Source organism: Pseudomonas sp. DW-iso3 (assembly GCF_058725305.1).
Genome location: NZ_JBZXDZ010000006.1, coordinates 414,650 through 433,325, shown reverse-complemented (window position 1 = coordinate 433,325; position 18,676 = coordinate 414,650). Strand labels below are relative to the sequence as shown.

16 protein-coding genes are annotated in these 18,676 nt (G+C 61.5%); 5 read left to right on the top strand and 11 right to left on the bottom strand.

All coding sequences use genetic code 11. From position 1 onward, the window contains the following. The first annotated feature begins 64 nt into the window (after window positions 1-64). Window positions 65-1,096, top strand: coding sequence for a small ribosomal subunit biogenesis GTPase RsgA (rsgA, locus tag AC4PS7_RS19835; RefSeq protein WP_003171340.1), 1,032 nt, complete (start codon window positions 65-67; stop codon window positions 1,094-1,096). Window positions 1,097-1,147: 51 nt separating this feature from the next. Here rsgA and motB read toward each other — a convergent pair whose 3' ends face one another. Continuing rightward, a complete protein-coding gene (gene motB, locus AC4PS7_RS19830; RefSeq protein WP_010213622.1) occupies window positions 1,148-2,167 on the bottom strand; it encodes a flagellar motor protein MotB in 1,020 nt (339 codons plus the stop codon). A gap of 3 nt (window positions 2,168-2,170) precedes the next feature. Further along, window positions 2,171-3,022: a flagellar motor stator protein MotA gene (motA, locus tag AC4PS7_RS19825; protein ID WP_010213623.1), complete on the bottom strand. Its 852-nt coding sequence runs from the start codon at window positions 3,020-3,022 to the stop codon at window positions 2,171-2,173. Window positions 3,023-3,188: 166 nt separating this feature from the next. On the opposite strand from motA, the gene AC4PS7_RS19820 reads away from it, so the two are divergent. Genes AC4PS7_RS19820 through asd form a run of 3 tightly spaced genes read left to right on the top strand, consistent with a single transcriptional unit; the run spans window position 3,189 to window position 6,473 of the window. Continuing rightward, complete coding sequence (locus AC4PS7_RS19820) at window positions 3,189-4,724, top strand: HDOD domain-containing protein (protein WP_010213625.1); 1,536 nt, start codon at window positions 3,189-3,191, stop codon at window positions 4,722-4,724. A gap of 57 nt (window positions 4,725-4,781) precedes the next feature. Then, a complete protein-coding gene (locus tag AC4PS7_RS19815; RefSeq protein WP_010213626.1) occupies window positions 4,782-5,597 on the top strand; it encodes a rhodanese-like domain-containing protein in 816 nt (271 codons plus the stop codon). Window positions 5,598-5,612: 15 nt separating this feature from the next. Beyond that, a complete protein-coding gene (gene asd, locus AC4PS7_RS19810) occupies window positions 5,613-6,473 on the top strand; it encodes an archaetidylserine decarboxylase (protein WP_010213628.1) in 861 nt (286 codons plus the stop codon). Between the two features lie 123 nt (window positions 6,474-6,596). On the opposite strand, the gene serB is transcribed toward asd, so the two are convergent. Continuing rightward, a complete protein-coding gene (gene serB / locus AC4PS7_RS19805) occupies window positions 6,597-7,811 on the bottom strand; it encodes a phosphoserine phosphatase SerB (RefSeq protein ID WP_492179704.1) in 1,215 nt (404 codons plus the stop codon). 133 nt (window positions 7,812-7,944) lie between these two features. Between serB and AC4PS7_RS19800 the strand changes: the two genes are divergently transcribed. After that, window positions 7,945-9,447 carry an AhpA/YtjB family protein gene (locus AC4PS7_RS19800; protein ID WP_010213632.1) on the top strand — a complete coding sequence of 501 codons (1,503 nt, stop codon included), beginning with the start codon at window positions 7,945-7,947 and terminating at the stop codon, window positions 9,445-9,447. A 174-nt stretch (window positions 9,448-9,621) separates the two neighbouring features. Here AC4PS7_RS19800 and AC4PS7_RS19795 read toward each other — a convergent pair whose 3' ends face one another. The 8 genes from AC4PS7_RS19795 to AC4PS7_RS19760 all read right to left on the bottom strand — a co-directional run bounded on the left by AC4PS7_RS19795 (window position 9,622) and on the right by AC4PS7_RS19760 (window position 18,588). Next, window positions 9,622-10,332: a PqiC family protein gene (locus AC4PS7_RS19795; protein ID WP_074900656.1), complete on the bottom strand. Its 711-nt coding sequence runs from the start codon at window positions 10,330-10,332 to the stop codon at window positions 9,622-9,624. Between the two features lie 176 nt (window positions 10,333-10,508). Beyond that, window positions 10,509-12,773: a DNA topoisomerase IV subunit A gene (gene parC / locus AC4PS7_RS19790; protein ID WP_010213634.1), complete on the bottom strand. Its 2,265-nt coding sequence runs from the start codon at window positions 12,771-12,773 to the stop codon at window positions 10,509-10,511. Window positions 12,774-12,846: 73 nt separating this feature from the next. Next, a complete protein-coding gene (locus tag AC4PS7_RS19785) occupies window positions 12,847-13,851 on the bottom strand; it encodes an esterase-like activity of phytase family protein (protein ID WP_010213636.1) in 1,005 nt (334 codons plus the stop codon). Further along, on the bottom strand, window positions 13,851-15,758 hold the full coding sequence (gene parE / locus AC4PS7_RS19780) for a DNA topoisomerase IV subunit B (protein ID WP_010213638.1): 1,908 nt from the start codon (window positions 15,756-15,758) through the stop codon (window positions 13,851-13,853). Before parE ends, AC4PS7_RS19785 begins: the two co-directional genes overlap by 1 nt. A 45-nt stretch (window positions 15,759-15,803) precedes the next feature. Then, entirely contained in the window at window positions 15,804-16,412 is a 609-nt protein-coding gene (locus AC4PS7_RS19775) for a YqiA/YcfP family alpha/beta fold hydrolase (RefSeq protein WP_010213640.1), read from the bottom strand. A gap of 205 nt (window positions 16,413-16,617) precedes the next feature. Beyond that, complete coding sequence (gene cpdA / locus AC4PS7_RS19770; protein WP_069672804.1) at window positions 16,618-17,433, bottom strand: 3',5'-cyclic-AMP phosphodiesterase; 816 nt, start codon at window positions 17,431-17,433, stop codon at window positions 16,618-16,620. Between the two features lie 97 nt (window positions 17,434-17,530). Beyond that, window positions 17,531-17,980 carry a DUF1249 domain-containing protein gene (locus AC4PS7_RS19765; protein ID WP_003171323.1) on the bottom strand — a complete coding sequence of 150 codons (450 nt, stop codon included), beginning with the start codon at window positions 17,978-17,980 and terminating at the stop codon, window positions 17,531-17,533. After that, window positions 17,971-18,588: an NUDIX domain-containing protein gene (locus AC4PS7_RS19760; protein ID WP_010213645.1), complete on the bottom strand. Its 618-nt coding sequence runs from the start codon at window positions 18,586-18,588 to the stop codon at window positions 17,971-17,973. The genes AC4PS7_RS19765 and AC4PS7_RS19760 overlap by 10 nt, the downstream gene beginning before the upstream one ends. Window positions 18,589-18,676 lie beyond the last annotated feature (88 nt).

Sequence of the window (18,676 nt, the reverse complement as noted above, 5' to 3'; positions counted from 1 at the left end):
GGCAGGGGCATGCTAGACTCGCGACCGTTTTACCCAACCTTTGTATTATCGACACGGAACACCAATGGCCAAACGCCAGCTCAACCGTCGCCAAAACTGGCGCATCGAAAAGATTCAAGGTGAACGCGCCGCTCGCGCCGCCAAACGTGAATCCTCCGCCGTGGAAGCGCTTGAAGGCGGCGACCTGGGCCCCGAGCAAACGGGCCTGGTGATCGCGCACTTTGGTGTACAGGTCGAAGTCGAGGCGCTGGAAGGCGAACTCGCAGGCTCGGTATCCCGTTGCCACCTGCGCGCCAACCTGCCTGCGCTGGTCACCGGCGACAAAGTGGTCTGGCGTGCCGGCAACCAGGGCATCGGCGTGATCGTCGCCCAACTGCCTCGCACCACCGAACTGCGTCGCCCGGACAGCCGCGGCCAGCTCAAGCCAGTGGCGGCCAACGTCGACATGATTGTCATCGTGTTCGCGCCACTGCCTGAGCCGCATGCCAACCTGATCGACCGCTACCTGGTCGCAGCCGAGCACGCCGGCATCCGCCCGCTGTTGCTGTTGAACAAATTCGACCTGATCGACGAACAGAACGCCCCGGCGCTCAACGCCTTGCTGGCGGTGTACCGCACCCTCGGTTACCCGGTGCTGGAGGTTTCGGCGCATCACGGTAATGGTATGGAACAGCTGCAACAGCAGTTGGACGGGCGCATCAGCGTGTTTGTCGGCCAGTCAGGCGTGGGTAAATCCTCGCTGGTCAACAGCCTGCTGCCGGAAGTCGACACCCGTGTAGGCCCGCTGTCGGAACTGTCCGGCCAGGGCACCCACACCACCACCACCGCGCGGCTGTTCCACTTCCCCGGCGGCGGTGAGTTGATCGACTCCCCAGGCATCCGTGAATTCGGCCTCGGCCACGTCAGCCGCAGCGATGTGGAAGCGGGCTTCATCGAGTTCAACGACCTGATCGGCACCTGCCGCTTCCGCGACTGCAAACACGACCGCGAGCCGGGCTGTGCGTTGCTCAAGGCGCTGGAGGATGGGCGTGTGCAGCAGCAACGGATGAACAGCTATCGGTCGATTATTGCGAGTCTGCCCGAAAGCAGTTATTAAACTGCTGAAACAACAAGGCCGCGATCATCGCGGCCTTGTTGTATGTGAAGCCTACGAACCCGTACCTGGCACCGTTGGATCCTTCACCCCACCCTCATCAAACAAATTCAGCTTCTGGCGCAGTTCATGCGCCGGCAACGGCTCCTGTCCTGGCGGAATAGCGTTCGGATCGGCCGGCACTTCACCCGGCGCGCCTGCACCTTGGGTGGGTTGCGGTGCCGGCGGCGGGTCACCCTCAATCGCACGCTGGGCCTTTTTGGTCAGCACCACGATATCGATACGGCGGTTGATCGGGTTGAACGGGTCTTTCGCATCAAACAACTGCGAAGACGCAAACCCCACCACGCGCGCGACTTGCGGATCCGGGTAGCTACCGGCCACCAACGCACGACGAGCTGCGTTGGCACGGTTGGCCGAGAGCTCCCAGTTGCCGAAGTCGCCCTGCCCCGCATAGGGTTTGGCGTCGGTGTGGCCACTGATGCTGATCTTGTTCGGCACCGCCTTGATGGTGTCGGCCATGGCCAGCAGGATGTCTTCGAAGTACGGCTTCAAGCGCGCACTGCCCGAGTCGAACATCGGTCGGTTGGCCGCATCGGTGATCTGGATGCGCAAACCGTCCGGGGTGATCTCGAACGAAATCTGATCCTTGAACTTCAGCAACTGCGGGTTTTCCTCGACCTTGTTCTGCAGCTCTTGCAGCAACAGCTCAAGACGCTCCTGCTCGACCTGTTCAGCCATGGCCTCGACGGTATCGCGCTCGATCGGGATTTTCTCCTGAGGCGATTCGGTCTTGATTTCCGGGTTGATGGTGCGCTCAGGCGCCAACTGCGGTGAGCCGCCCAGGTCGATCACGAAGGGCGTGCCGCTTTCCGAGAAACCAATCGGGTCTTTGAAGTAGCCGGCAATGGCGATCTTCTGTTCCGGCGTGGCAGTGGACATCAGCCACAGCACCAGGAAGAACGCCATCATCGCCGTCGCAAAGTCGGCGAAGGCGATCTTCCAAGCGCCGCCATGGTGCCCCGCAGCGAAGCGCTTGACGCGCTTGATGATTATCGGCTGGTTGTTTTCCATGGCTTAGCGACCGCGAACCGCTTGTTCCAGCTCGGCGAAGCTTGGGCGGTGCTTGGGGTACAGCACCTTGCGACCGAACTCCACCGCCAGCGATGGCGGCATCCCGGAAGCGGAGGCGACCAGGCTGGCCTTGATCGACTCGTACAGGTTGATTTCTTCCTTGGCGTCATGGGCCAGGGAGGTGGCGAGCGGACCGAAGAAGCCGTAGGCCGCGAGAATACCGAAGAAGGTACCGACCAATGCCGCACCCACGTGCATACCGATGGCAGCCTGGTCGCCCTCACCCAGGGACGCCATGGTCACCACGATGCCGAGTACCGCCGCGACGATACCGAAACCCGGCATACCGTCAGCGATGCCGGTCACGGCGTGGGAGGGGTGCTCAAGCTCTTCTTTAAGGCTGAACAATTCCATGTCGAACAGCCCTTCCAGCTCATGGGGGGCCATGTTGCCGGAGGACATGATGCGCAGGTAGTCACAGATGTAGGCGGTCATGCGCTCATCTTTGAGCACGGCCGGGTACTTGGCGAAAATCGGGCTGGCCGCGGCGTCTTCGATGTCGGCCTCGATGGCCATCATGCCTTCGCGGCGGCTCTTGTTGAGGATCTCGTAGACCAGGCCCAACACCTCCAGGTAGAAGGTGTGGGTGAAGCGCGAACCGAACATGCCCAGCGACTTCTTGATCACGTGCATGGTCATGTAGCCGGGGTTCGCCTGCAGGAAGGCACCCAGTGCGGCACCGCCGATAATCATCACCTCGAAAGGCTGGATCAGTGCCGCAATTTTACCGTGGGACAGGACGTACCCGCCGAGCACGCTCGCGAAGACGACGATGATGCCGATAATTTTAGCCATAGGAGATGAGTACTTGCGCCGTCGGGTTCATGGACATATTGGGTGTAGCAGAAAACTCTTGTTCTACTTATCGGCAAAACTGCGCCAGACTATAGCCCGTTAAGGCGAAAAGCCAGTTCGGCCCGCTCCGGGCGTGTAGACCGCAAGTGATGATCGCGCCCCTATCATGGCTAATGAAACGACAGTCCCAACTGCAAAACCCAACTCTCTCGCCGCTTGGATCAAGTGCCTGGACGATGTACGGCTGCCTGTCCCCCAGGCCAGTCACGACCGCGTGTGCAAAGGCATCCGCGACAGCCGCAGTTCATTGCGAGATATTGCCGAGCTGATGCAAAGCAGCCCGGCGCTCGTCCTCAGCGTGATGCGCGAGGCCAACAGCCACACCCATGGCAGCCTGGCGGAACCGGCAGAAAACCTTGAAGTGGCGCTCAACCGCCTGGGCCTCAAGCGCGCCGAAGAACTGCTGGCACGTCTGCCTTCGGTGCCGGCCAATGAGATCCCCGTGGCATTGCGCCAACTTCTGCTGATCAGCCAGCACGCGTCGCAGCAAGCCAACGGCTTGTTCGGCAGTCGCCTGGCGCGGCTGTGGCAGGACATTCACTGGGGCAGCCTGTTGTTTCTGTCGCCGCTGTGGCCAATGGCGGTCGCCTATCCCAAACTCCTGGAAGAATGGGAACTGCGGGTGATCCACAAAGGCCAGTCAGCCCGCGAGGTCGAGCGAGAACTGTTCGGCGTGCGCCTGCTGGACCTGTGCGTCGGCCTGACCGAAGCCTGGCACCTGCCGATCTGGGTATCCCAGGGCTACACGTTGCTGATGAGCGAGCAGCGCCTGCTGGTCAAGGCCCTGCACATCGCCCGTGAAGACGACCCGCTGCGCCACCAGCAATTGCTCGATGCCGAACCCAACCTGCGCCGCTGGCTGAACCAGCCGGCCAACACCGTGCTGCTGGCCAACGGCCTGGCAATGTCGGCCCAGGAGTCCTGGACCTGCCCGCACACCGAACGCTGGCAGTTGCTCACTGCGCTGTACCTGCAACAGCCCTTGGGCGAGGTGCAGCAACTGGTCCACCAACAGGCTGTCACCAGCGCCCGCACCACCTTGATGCCTGACCTCTGGCACCCGGCGCTGTCGCTGATCTGGCCGTGGCATGTACAGAAGATTCATCGCGGCCTGCTCCCCGCGCCGCCGCCCACCGCCGAGGCCCTGGCCGTGTGGCGCAAACGCTGTACTGAACTGCTGGTGGAGCCGAGCCGCTTTGCCAACGCCATGCACTTGACCACGTGCGCCAAGGAGGCCCTGGTCGCCAGTGGTATGCAGCGGGTCATGCTGCTGATGGCTGACCGCGCCTTGAGCACGTTGCGTGTGCACCAGGCCGATGGCCTGCCGAAGGATGCAGCCAATTTGAGCCTGGATGTGGTCAATAGTACGTTGCTGCAGCGCTTGCTGGAAAAGTCCGCCCAAGTGCGCCTCAACCCTGAAAACCACGCCCAGTTCTCGGCCTTGCTGCCGCCGGTCCTGCGCCGCCTGTTCACCGGCGAACACCTGTTGCTGCGGTCCCTGAGTTGCAATGGCAAGGTGGTGATGCTGATGGTGGCCGACCAGGGCGGCGGGCCGTTCTCGGAAACCACCGTGCAGGCCTTCGGTAAAACCGCCCAATGCATCGAGAAAGCCCTGCACTGCTTTACCAACCGCAGCGCCTGATGCTTGCGCTACAATCGCCCTCTTTTATCGCCAACATTTGTGCACAGGAGACCTCACATGCCTGACTTCTCTGGCTTGCCGCTGGTGATCGAACCCAGCGACCTGCTTGGTCGCCTCGATGCCGAACACTTGATACTGGTGGACCTTACCAGTGCCGCCCGCTACGCCGAAGGGCACATCCCCGGCGCGCATTTCGTTGACCCCAAGCGCACCCAACTGGGCCAGCCGCCGGCGCCTGGCCTGCTGCCCAACAAGACCGACCTTGAGAAACTGTTCGGCGAACTGGGCCACACCCCGGACGCCACTTACGTGGTCTATGACGACGAAGGCGGTGGCTGGGCCGGGCGCTTCATCTGGATGCTCGACGTGATCGGCCACCAGAAGTACCACTACCTCGACGGTGGCCTGCTGGCCTGGCTGGAAGAAAAACGCCCGGTTTCGACTGACGTGCCCGCCCCGGTCGGCAACCCCGTCAGCCTGACGCTGCATGATGGCCCGACAGCCACCCGCGAATACCTGCAAAGCCGCCTCGGCGCGCCCGACCTGGGTATCTGGGACGCACGCGGCCCGCTGGAGTATTCCGGCGAGAAAGTGCTCGCAGCCAAAGGCGGGCACATTCCCGGCGCAGTGAACTTCGAATGGACGTCCGGCATGGACAAGGCGCGCAACCTGCGTATCCGTCGCGACATGCCGCAGATCCTCGAAGACCTCGGGCTGACCAAAGACAAAGAAATCATCACCCACTGCCAGACTCATCACCGCTCTGGCTTCACCTACCTGGTGGCCAAGGCGCTCGGTTATCCGCGAGTCAAAGGTTATGCCGGTTCCTGGGGCGAATGGGGCAACCACCCCGACACCCCCGTCGAGATTTAAGGTTTAAGGACAGTTATGAAAAAGCAGTTGTTTATCCTCAGCCAGTACTTGCTGCCGCACCACTTGCTGTCGCGCCTGGCCGGTTGCATTGCCGAATGCCGCGTGCGTTGGTTCAAGAATGCCTTCACTGCCTGGTTCGCCAAGCGCTATCAAGTGGACATGTCCCAGGCCTTGGTTGAAGACCTGACCGCCTACGAGCACTTCAACGCCTTCTTCACCCGCGCCCTGAAAGACGGCGCGCGCCCACTGGACCAAACCCCTGGCGCGGTGCTGAGCCCAGCCGATGGCGCGGTCAGCCAGTTGGGGCCGATCGAGCATGGTCGGGTGTTCCAGGCCAAGGGGCACAGTTTCAGCGTGCTGGAACTGCTGGGTGGCGATTCGGCCTTGTCAGCGCCGTTCATGGGCGGTGACTTCGCCACGGTTTATCTGTCGCCCAAGGACTACCACCGTGTGCACATGCCACTGGCCGGCACCCTGCGCGAGATGGTCTACATTCCTGGCCGCATCTTCTCGGTCAACCAGACCACCGCTGAAAACGTACCCGAGCTGTTCGCACGTAATGAGCGGGTTGCCTGCATTTTCGACACCGAACGCGGCCCAATGGCCGTGGTGTTGGTGGGTGCGATGATTGTGGCGTCGATTGAAACCGTATGGGCTGGCTTGGTGACACCGCCGAAGCGTGAGCTGAAAACCTTCCGCTATGACGAGGCTGCACGCGCGCCGATTCACCTGGAGAAAGGCGCGGAGCTGGGTCGCTTCAAGCTGGGTTCGACCGCGATCGTGCTGTTTGGGCCGGGTCAGGTGACGTGGGCTGAAGCGCTGGTGGCGGGTTCGCCGGTGCAGATGGGCCAGGGTATCGCTTTACCTAAAGCCTGACAAAACACCCAATGTGGGAGCGGGCTTGCTCGCGAATGCGGAGTATCAGTCAACACGTCAGTGACTGAACCACCACTTTCGCGAGCAAGCCCGCTCCCACATTTTTTTACCGCATTTATTCAGTTACAGCTGACCGTCGCGGTCGCGGAAGCCCAGCAGATACAGCACGCCGTCCAACCCCAAGGTCGAAATCGCCTGCTTCGCCGATTGTTTGACCAGTGGCTTGGCGCGGAACGCTACACCCAGCCCGGCAATCGCCAGCATCGGCAAGTCATTCGCACCGTCGCCGACCGCAATGGTCTGCTCCAGACGCAAACCTTCCTTGTGGGCCAACTCCTTGAGCAGATCCGCCTTGCGCTGTGCGTCGACAATCGGCTCGACCGCCATGCCGGTCACCTTGCCATCCACCACTTCCAGCTCGTTGGCGAACACGTAGTCGATGCCCAGCTTGGCCTGCAATTGCTTGGCGAAGTAGGTGAAGCCGCCGGACAGGATGGCGGTCTTGTAGCCCAGGCGCTTGAGTTCGGCGAACAGGGTTTCGGCGCCTTCGGTCAGGCGCAGGGAGGCGCCGATGGAATCCAGCACACTCACGTCCAGGCCCTTGAGCAGCGCGAGGCGCTCTTTGAAGCTGGCGCGGAAGTCGAGTTCACCGGCCATGGCGCGCTCGGTAATTTCGGCAACCTGCTCGCCGACGCCCGCAGCCTTGGCCAGTTCATCGATGACTTCGGCTTCGATCAACGTGGAGTCCATGTCAAACACCGCCAGGCGACGGTTACGCCGGAACAGTGAATCCTCCTGGAAGGCGATATCGACGTTCAGCTCCTGGGCCACGCTGAGGAACTCGGCCCGCAAGGCTTGCGGGTCGGCTGGCTCACCGCGCACGGAGAACTCGATGCAGCCCTTGCCCTGGTCGGCCGGGGTATCCAGCGGCGTGCGACCCGACAGACGGTCGATATGGTCGATATTCAAGCCATATTGCGCAGTAATGGAGCTGACGCGCTGCAGTTGCTCGGCGGTGACCTTACGGGTCAGCAGCGTCACAATGTGGCGTTTCTTGCCCTGACCAGCCACCCAGTGCTGGTAGTCCTCTTCGGACACCGGGGTGAAGCGCACCTGCTGATCCAGCTTATACGCAGTAAACAGGATGTCCTTGAGTACTGAAGACGCCTGTTCAGTGCTCGGAATCTCGACCAGGATGCCGAACGACAGGGTGTCGTGGATCACTGCCTGGCCGATGTCGAGAATGTTCACACCACCCTGGGCCAGAACGCCGGTAATGGCCGCGGTAAGACCCGGGCGGTCTTCCCCAGTGATGTTAATCAGGACAATTTCGCGCAAGGCGCACCCCCAGGCTGGAAAAAAACCGCATTCTACCCACTTTCAGTGACCATCGGGCACAGCCAGCGCTTTGCCGGTTCTAGGGCTGTCGCTATACTGCGCGTCAACTTCACGGACCAAGAGCCGAGCGCAAGTGAACCGGCCCACGCCAGTAAAAACCGATAACTTCTTCCTGCTGATCTTCCGGGCACTGCGCCACCGCCGTGTACCGATCGCATTACGCATCGCCAGCCATAACGTGATCCTGGTCGCCCTGGCCCTGGTGATCTACGCCTGCGTGATGGGTTTGCAGTTCAAACAGGCCATGCACGAGCAAGCCGACGCCCTGGGCGAGAGCTTGACCACCCAGACCGCCACCTCGGCGACTGAGCTGTTGGTGTCCAACGACATTCTCAGCCTCAACGTGCTGCTCAACAACCTGACCAAGAACCCGCTGGTGGCTCACGCCGCTATTTACAGCGTGGACAACCGGATCATGGCCGAAGCCGGGCAGCGCCCGAAAAACGGCCTGCTGGGTGAAGCCGAAGGCCTGTACCAGAGCAATATTACGTTTCAGGACGTGAAGGCTGGCCAACTGCGCATCAGCCTGGACATGCAGCAATTCCAGCAGCCGATGACCATCAGCCTGCAAAGCATGGGCATCTTGAGCGCAATCCTGCTGGCGTTGGCGTTGGCCTTGAGCCTGCGCCTGGGCCGACATATCTCCACGCCGCTGATGCAATTGCGTATCTGGCTGCGCGATATCGACGAACACACCCCGGCCACCGACCGCCAGGATGAGATCGGCGACCTCGCTCGCCAGTTGCACGCCAGCTTCGCCCCGGAGCCGGTGGTGCGCGAAGTGGAGCCAGAGCCCGAGCTCGACGAAACCGACTACGACGACGAGCCTGAGCGTGAAGTGCAAGACGCTCCGGTAGCGGGCCTGAAGCCTGCTACCCGCCAGGCGTTCAAAGCCGAAGAAGACGAGCTGGACGACGAAGATCCGTTCGCCGATCTGCGCGACACCTCGGCCAGCACACCGGCCGTCGCACCGAAACCGGCCCCGGTGAAGAACGCCGAACCCCAGTTCAGCGCGGTATTGGCTGTGCAACTGGGTGCGCAGGATCAGTTGCGTCGGCTGCCCCGTGCACGCCTGACCGAGCTGCTGGAGCGTTACCGCGACTGCCTCGACCAGGCCGCGTCGCTGTATCAGAGCGAACTGCACACCCTGAACGACGGCAGCACGCTGATGCTGTTCCACAGCGAAGACAGTGGCGAAGACTACCTGACCAACGCGATTTGCTGCGGCGAGCTGCTGCGCGCCCTGGGCCACGCCCTGCAGATCGAAGTGGCCGACAGCGGCATTACTTTGCAACTGCAGTTGGGCCTGACGGTGAGCGATGATCTGTTTGGCATGACCCAGATCGACCTGCTGCTCACCGAGAGCGCCCAAGACGCCCTGGCGCTGTCGCAGCACAGCCGCAACCTGTTGCTGGTGGAGCGCAAGATCAGCGAAGACACGCTGATCCGCCAACGCGCACGTATCCGCCCGATTGCCAGCCCAGAGGGCGCCAGTTGCGTGGAGAGATTGATGGAGCCGTACCCATCGATGCTGGAGCGGCAGTTGGCGCGGATGCACGAGACCCGCACCAAATAACCCTGTATGACTCATGTGAGAGCGGGCTCGCCCGCGATAGCGAAGTATCAGTTAGCCCATCAATAACTGAATCCCCGCGCCCCCTCCCACCGTGAAACGGTGCCAGGCCCCAACGCTTGGCCCCAAAAAAAAGGCCCGCTGAGTAAGCGGGCCTTTTTTTGTGCGCGTTTCAGATCAGAACCTGAACACTTCCATATCCGTGCGAATCGGCGTCGCCATCGGCATCTTCGGCTTCTGCGGTTGTGCCGGCTTGGCCTGTACCGGAGCGCTCTGCTTACGCGGCACTTCAGCAATCGGCGGTTGGTTGGCCAATGGCTTGAGTGCCACCGACAACTGCTGTGCCAGATGCTGCAACAACACGCCCTGGGCCTGGACCTGGGACGCGGTGGTGCCGGTATGCTCTTCCTGCAGGTGCACGATGCGGTTATCGCGCACCTGGCCACGACGATCGATCAAGCGCCACTGCGCATCGAGAATCGCCGGTTGCGACGCACCAGAGTCAAGACGGGTAATGGTCAGCAACACCTGCACATCCGGGGTAAACCCGGTCGGCGCGGGCGCCAGCACCACACGCTGGCTATCCAGTTGACCCGCGACCTGGCGCAACATCAATTGGTTGATGTCGGAAGACAAGCTGCCCGCCCAACGACCATCCGTGGAACCTTGCAGGCTGCCGTCGTTCTGACGTTGCAGCAGTGTTTCGCGTTGCAGGTAGTCGGCAACGATCACCGGGCCCAGCAAGACGGCCATGCCAGCCGTCTGTGCGGGTTGAGCCGGACTTCCGCTGTCCAGCTGGTACAGCGACACCGGCTGATGTGTGCTGCAACCCGCCAGCCCCAAAAGGCCAGCGAGCATAAAAAATAAAGGAAGGCGTGGAGCAGTCATCATCCCATCCAGGTGGCTGCCACAAGGCGAACCACAATGTAATACTAAAAATAACCTAAACACGCTCGGCCACGCCGGCGCTGGAAAGGCCATATCATCCGTGAATATGCGCCATGACTCCAGCGCCAAAGCGTCGATCTACGCGTTAAATCGTAGATCGAGGGCTCTAATACGCGTTAAACCGGCGTTTCCACCAGCAAAGCATCCACACGTTGGAAGCCACGTGGCAATTTGTTACCACGCCGGCCACGCTCACCCTTGTAGTGCTCAAGGTCATCGGGACGCAGGGACAACGTACGTTTACCGGCCTGAAGCACCAAAGTCGCGCCTTCCGGGATCACTGCGATGTCGGTCACGTACTCTTCGCGACTGGCCACGCGCTCGCCGGGAATACCGATGATCTTGTTGCCCTTGCCTTTGCCCAACTGCGGCAGATCACTGATCTTGAACACCAGCAAACGCCCTTCGGTGGTCACCGAGGCCAACCAGTTGCCCTCACGGTCATCCACCGGCCGCGGCAGGATCACCTTGGCGTTGTTCGGCAAGCTCAGCAAGGCCTTGCCTGCCTTGTTCTTGGCCTGCAGGTCTTCACCCTTCACCACAAAACCATAACCCGCGTCGGACGCAATCACGTACAGCGCATCATCGTCCGGCAGCAACACACACTCGAAATTTGCACCTGGCGGCGGCGTCAGGCGCCCGGTCAACGGCTCACCCTGCCCCCGTGCAGACGGCAAGGTGTGGGCCGGTACCGAATAACTGCGCCCTGTGGAGTCGATAAACACCGCAAACTGGTTGGAACGCCCGGCGGCGGCGGTCTTGAAGCCGTCGCCCGCCTTGTACGACAAGCCAGTGGCGTCAATATCATGCCCTTTGGCGGAACGAACCCAACCCTTTTCCGACAGAACGACGGTAATTTTCTCGTTTGGCAGCAGTTCGGTTTCTGTCAGAGCTTTCGCCTCAGCGCGCTGGACGATCGGCGAACGACGGTCATCGCCGTAGGTTTCGGCGTCTTTGATCAGCTCGCTGCGCACCAACTTCTTCAGCTTGGCTTCGCTGCCCAGCAGGGCTTGCAGCTTGGCTTGTTCCTTGAGCAGCGCGTCCTGTTCGTCGCGCAGCTTCATTTCTTCCAGCCGCGCCAACTGACGCAAACGGGTGTCGAGGATGTAGTCAGCCTGGATCTCGCTCAGCTCGAAACGCGCGATCAACTCGGCTTTCGGATGCTCGGCGGTACGGATGATATGGATCACTTCATCCAGGTTGAGGTAAGCAATCAGCAAACCGTCCAACAGGTGCAGGCGACGCTCGACCTTGTCCAGGCGGAATTGCAGGCGACGACGCACGGTCTGCACCCGGAACTCCAGCCACTCCACCAGCAGGTTGCGCAGGTTTTTCAGCTGCGGCTTGCCGTCCAGACCGATGATGTTGACGTTGACCCGATAGCTGGACTCAAGGTCCGTGCTAGCAAACAGATGCTGCATCAGCACTTCGTGGTCGACCCGGCTGTTGGTCGGGATGATCACGATGCGGCAGGGGTTTTCGTGGTCGGATTCGTCACGCAGGTCGGCAACTTGCGGCAATTTCGACGGTTTGGCCTGCATCAGCGCGGCGATCTGCTCCAGCACCTTGGCACCCGACACCTGGTGCGGCAGTGCGGTGACGATAATGTCGCCATCTTCGATGTGGTACACGGCGCGCATGCGCACCGAGCCCTTGCCGGTCTCGTACATCTTCAACAGGTCGGCGCGCGGCGTGATGATTTCCGCTTCGGTCGGGTAGTCCGGGCCCTGGATGTGCTCGCAAAGCTGTTCCACCGTGGCCTTCGGCTCATCGAGCAAGCGCACGCAAGCGGTGGCGACTTCACGCAGGTTGTGCGGCGGCACGTCGGTGGCCATGCCGACTGCGATGCCCGTGGTGCCATTGAGCAGGATATTCGGCAAACGTGCCGGCAACACCAACGGTTCGTCGAGTGTGCCGTCGAAGTTAGGCCCCCAGTCGGCGGTGCCCTGCCCCAGTTCGCTCAGCAGGACTTCCGAATAACGCGACAGACGCGCCTCGGTGTATCGCATGGCGGCGAACGACTTGGGATCATCCGGCGCCCCCCAGTTACCCTGGCCGTCTACCAGTGTGTAGCGATAGCTGAACGGCTGGGCCATCAGCACCATGGCTTCGTAGCAGGCGGAATCGCCATGGGGGTGGAACTTACCGAGCACGTCACCCACGGTACGCGCCGACTTCTTGTGCTTGGAATCGGCATCCAGGCCCAACTCACTCATGGCGTAGATAATGCGCCGTTGTACAGGCTTCAGGCCGTCGCCGATATGCGGCAAGGCACGGTCCATGATCACGTACATGGAGTAGTTGAGGTAGGCATTTTCGGTGAAGTCAGCCAGCGACCGGCGTTCTACGCCGTCTAAGCTGTCTGCGAGGATGTCACTCATGCGGGCCTCATCATTGTCGGATAAGGCGCAGCGGAACTGCCGCTGCACCGGGTCAATTCAAAAAAACAGGGGCTCATGGGCGGGCGCTCCAGCCACCGGCAGGGGCGGCGAAACGATAGACCATGGGGCGTTTTTCACCATCGGCGCGGGGGCCGAAATTATTGTCGATGCCAAGCCAGGCCCCCTCCGCGTCGATCAACAGGGCTTCGGCCAAGCCATAAGGCTGGGCGTAGCGCCGCTCGGGCGCCAGGGTCTCGTCGGCAAACGACCAGCACAGCTCGACCTTGGCCGTGGCGGGATCGCGTCGGCAAATCTGGAACGCATTGCGCTCCAGGGTAAACAGTTTGCCGTTGAACAGCGCCAGGTCGGCGAAATCCTTGGATACCGCCTTGGCATTGGTGAACTTGGCTGGCTGCACGTCCTTGCCGGCCTCGCTCAGCAACACGCAGGCGCCCTCACAATCCCAAACGCTCTGCCCACGCTTGATCGAGATCAAGCCACGTCGCTCACGCTCGGCCGCCAGCCAGATCTGATTGCCGTCCGGGCTTATTGCCAAGCCCTCAAACAAGGCATTGAAATGCAGCAACATGCCACTTGCACGCGCTTCACGCACCATGCCTGGGGCGATCTTCAACCACTCGGTATCACCCTGTTCGCCGGAAAACGGCACTCTCAGCACCGCCGCATGGGCTTCACTGACAATGTAGCGATTTCCCTCGGCATCGCAGCTGATGCCTTCAAAATCCAGGTCGCCACCGCGAATGAACGACGCGGCCTTGGTTCGCGAGCGCAACCCCCAGGGCAACCCTGACTCAGGCACTGGCGGCACAACGATCCCGTACTTCTCGGCTTTCCACACCGCTGCGCGGGTATCAAGTCGATAGATCTGGTCGTCATCGCGATCGGAAACCGTCCATAACTCTTTGCCACACAGCGCCAGACCCGACAGGTTGCCACCGCGCATGCCGTCCACCGGGTGTTCGGACACCAGTTTCAGCTCAGCCACGGGCGCGGCAGCCACCTGGGTAGCCGCAAGCCCGCTCAACATCAGGATCGCCAGGGCGAAACCTGTGCGCATCAGCCCAGAACCTCGGCCAGGTTGCCTTTGGATTCCAGCCACGACTTGCGATCCGGCGCGCGTTTCTTCGCCAGCAACATGTCCATCATTTCCGAGGTGGCGGCGAAGTCGTCGCCCAGCGTCAACTGCACCAGGCGCCGGGTGTTCGGGTCCATGGTGGTTTCGCGCAGCTGCGGCGGGTTCATTTCACCCAGCCCTTTGAATCGCGTGACCTGTGGCTTGCCACGCTTCTTCTCGGCCACCAGGCGGTCGAGGATGCCGTCACGCTCGGCTTCGTCCAGGGCGTAATAGATTTCCTTGCCCAGGTCGATCCGGTACAACGGCGGCATGGCGACGTAGACGTGGCCAGCCTCGACCAACGGGCGGAAGTGCTGCACGAACAGTGCGCACAGCAGCGTGGCGATGTGCAGACCGTCGGAGTCGGCGTCGGCGAGAATGCAGATCTTGCCGTAGCGCAGTTGGCTCATGTCCGCCGCGCCTGGGTCCACACCAATGGCCACGGCGATGTTGTGCACCTCCTGGCTGGCCAGGACTTCGCTGCCATCGACTTCCCAGGTGTTGAGGATCTTGCCGCGCAACGGCAGGATCGCCTGGAACTCCTTGTCCCGTGCCTGCTTGGCGGAACCGCCGGCGGAGTCACCTTCCACCAGGAACAGCTCGGAGCGCATCGGGTCTTGCCCGGCGCAATCGGCCAGCTTGCCGGGCAACGCCGGGCCCTGGGTGATGCGCTTGCGCTCGACCTTTTTGCTCGCCTTCAAGCGACGGCCGGCGTTGTTGATCGCCAGCTCGGCCAGGGCCAGGCCCAGTTCAGGGTGCTCGTTGAGCCACAGGCTGAACGCGTCCTTGACCACGCCGGAGACAAACGCCGCCGCCTCGCGGGACGACAGGCGCTCCTTGGTCTGACCGGAGAACTGCGGCTCCTGCATTTTCATCGACAGCACGAACGCGATGCGCTCCCACACGTCTTCCGGCGCCAGCTTCACGCCGCGCGGCAACAGGTTGCGGTACTCGCAGAATTCGCGCATGGCATCCAGCAAGCCTTGACGCAAGCCGTTGACGTGGGTGCCGCCCTGGGCCGTCGGGATCAGGTTGACGTAGCTTTCCTGCACGCTGTCGCCACCTTCCGGCAGCCACAGCAACGCCCAGTCCACGGCTTCTTTATTACCGGCCAGGCTGCCGCAGAACGGCTCGTTGGGCAGACGCTCGAAGTCGCTGACGGAATCTTCCAGGTACGAACGCAGGCCGTCTTCGTAGTGCCACTCGACCTTCTCGCCGGTGCCTTTGTCTTCAAAGGTCACCACTAGGCCTGGGCACAATACAGCCTTGGCCTTGAGCACATGCTTGAGGCGGCTGATGGAGAATTTCGGCGAATCGAAGTATTTCGGATCCGGCGCGAAGTACACGCTGGTGCCGGTGTTGCGCTTGCCAACGGTGCCAATCACTTCCAGGTCGGTGGCTTTGTAGCCATCGGCGAAGGTCATCTGGTACTCGTTACCGTCGCGCTTGACCTTGACCCGCACCAGCGTGGACAAGGCGTTGACCACGGAAATGCCCACGCCGTGCAGGCCGCCGGAGAACTGGTAGTTCTTGTTGGAGAACTTACCGCCGGCATGCAGTTTGGTGAGGATCAGCTCGACGCCCGGCACCCCCTCTTCGGGGTGGATGTCCACCGGCATGCCGCGACCATCGTCGGACACTTCCAGGGAGTGGTCAGCGTGGAGAATGACATGCACCGACTTGGCGTGACCGGCCAAGGCTTCGTCGACGCTGTTGTCGATGACTTCCTGGGCAAGGTGGTTCGGCCGACTGGTGTCAGTGTACATGCCGGGGCGTTTGCGCACCGGGTCGAGGCCCGAGAGGACTTCGATGGCGTCGGCGTTATAAGAGCTAGCGCTGGGAGTGGCCATGGGGTCTCGTCGTGAGTCGTTCGATTAAAAAGTGACCTGCGATTTTTACAGTGAAGAAAAATCGAAGGATTGATACTGATCTGCGCCAATGCCCGCAAAGCTCAACATCGCCGGCAATTGCCGGGCGAACCCCTGGTAACCGTGGTCGCCGCCGGCCTGGATGCGTAAGGCACAGGCCCGGTAGTACTGCTGGGCGAGGCGATAATCCAGGGTTTCATCCCCGGTCTGCAACCACACCTGATACCGCGCGGCGTCCTGGGGCGCCGGTACTTCCAGCTCGGCCAGCGCCGTGACGTGATCGTGGGTCAGTTCCCAGGTTTCATCGGTGTAGAGGTTCTTCTGGGTGCCCAGGTAACCATCGAACATCCGATGGGGGCTGACCGCCGGATTCACCAACAGCGCCTTGAGGCCATGGCGTTCGGCAAGATGGGTTGCATAGTAGCCGCCGAGTGAGCTGCCGACCAGCAGTGGCCGCCCCAGTTCAGCGATCGCCGCTTCCAACTGTGCAATCGCCTGACGGGGATGGTGATGCAGGGCCGGCACGCGTAATTGGTCGGCCAGGCCGATGGCGCCCATCACGGTGATCAACTGGCTGGCCTTGTTGGACACAGGCGCACTGTTGAAACCGTGGATATACAGGATCGAGGCAGACATGCCAGGCTCTCCGTGACTCAGCCAAAGAGGCGCAGTTTACAGGGATCGGGGTGGTGTGTGAGTCCCTCTATCCCCAATACACTGAAGATCCAATGTGGGAGCGGGTTTGCTCGCGAAGGCAGTGTGTCAGCCAATACCGCCGGTGACTGGAACACTGCATTCGCGAGCAAGCCCGCTCCCACATGTTGATCAGCGTTTACAGCTATTAATAGCCGTTGCTGCCGTAATCCACGGTAAATGCAAAATTTTGAAGCCGCTCCACCCCAGTTTCCAACCGTCCGTCGGCATGCAAGCGCAGCCAGCGGTAACCCGGCGCTTGCTCGCTGACCTTGAAATCTTCACTGCCCGGCGCGAACTGGATGCAGGTGGAGGGCGATGCCAGCAGCCGCACGCCGTTGCGCTCGCGGTCGATTTCCTGGTGCACATGGCCCCAGAGCACCGCCCGGACCTGCGGGAAACGGTCGAGCACGGCAAACAACGCATCGGGATTGCGCAAACCGATGGGCTCCATCCAGGCACAACCGATGGGCACCGGATGATGGTGGAAGCACACCAGATGATGACGATTCGGCGCTTCGCTCAGGGCCTGGGCGAGCCGCTGCAGTTGCTGGTCTTGCAGGTAGCCCGGCACCGAACCGGGGACAGCGGAGTCCAGCAGGGTGACGCGCCAGTGACCGATATCGACCACCGGCTCCAAGAGATCGCTGTGCACGGCGGCGTGGGCCATGATCTGCGGCTCGTCGTGATTGCCGGGAATCCAACGCGCCGGGGCGTCGATCTGCCGGGTCATGTCTCGAAATTGCTGGTACGACTCCAGTGTGCCGTCCTGGGACAGGTCCCCCGTCGCCAACACCAAATCAATACGCCGCTGCTGCGCGCGCACCAATTCGATGACGCCTTGCAGGCTGTCGCGGGTGTTCATGCCCAACAGCGTACCGTCGGCCTCGGCAAACAAGTGGCTGTCGGACAATTGCACCAGCAATGCAGGCGCATCGGGGCTCACAGTGGATACGCTCGGCAAGGCGCTCTCCCAAGGCAATCACAGGAATGGACGTGTGGCGTGATTATGCTGGGGCAGGACACAAGAGGAAACCTTAGGAAGCAGATGCAGTTCACATCTACCGCACAACTTCGAACTCGTGGCCCAGGGCCAGGCAGTGGCTCAACCATTCACCGAGGAACACATTGAGCTGTGCTTTCTCATCGGGCTGGTGCATGAACACGTTGGGGTAAGGATAGATGCTGCGAAAGCGCCGCGCATGTTCGGCGCTGATCACTTCGGCCATGCGCGCGTCGTGGTACACCTGCACTTCCAGTTGCGGCACCGGCAACCATGGCAGGCTGTGCTCCTGGCGCACGCGCAGGGTGGTGGTGTACGGGCAATTGACGATGACTTCCAGTGCCAGCACGCCAAGCATTTGATCGCCATGGGTCACGCCGATGCGCCGCGCCTCGGGGGCATGGCGCATGTCGGGCAGCAGGCGCATCAGCCGCGCATAGTTGGCCTCGCAGGCCGCTTGCAACCCGATCAGGTCGACTCGATAACGTTCCCGTGCCTTTACTGCCATAACCCCCTCACTTCCGCGCGATTAAGCGCAAGCCATTGCAGGGCGATAATGCTGGCTGCATTGGAAATTTTGCCGTCGCGCACCGCTTGCAGGGCATCTTCGAAGGCCCATACGGTGACGCGGATATCTTCAGCTTCTTCTTCCAATCCATGGACGCCCCCCGCGCCCGAGCTGTCGCAACGGCCCAGGTACAAGTGGACAAATTCGGTACTGCCGCCGGGCGACGGGAAATACTGGGTGATCGGCCACAGCGCCGAGAATGTCAGCCCAGCTTCCTCCTCGGCTTCGCGGTGTGCAACCTCCTCCGGCGCTTCATCCTTGTCGATCAGGCCGGCGACCATTTCCACCAGCCACGGGTTGTCGGTCCGACCCATGGCGCCTACGCGGAACTGCTCGATCAGTACCACCGTATCGCGCTTCGGATCGTAGGGCAGCACGCACACGGCATCGTGACGAACGAAGACTTCGCGATTGATCACCCGGCTCATGCCGCCATCGAACTTCTCGTGGCGCAGTTGCACGCGATCAAGCTTGTAGAAGCCCTGGTAGGCATTGTCGCGCTGAACAATTTCGATAGTGCTCGGCGTCGATTTTGCGATGTCCGTCATATCCCTTCCTCGTTGAGCCTGCGCAATTGGCGCCATCCTAACGCGCTCATGCCTCTGGATGCAGCCCCTTTCCAGTTGCCGGGATAGA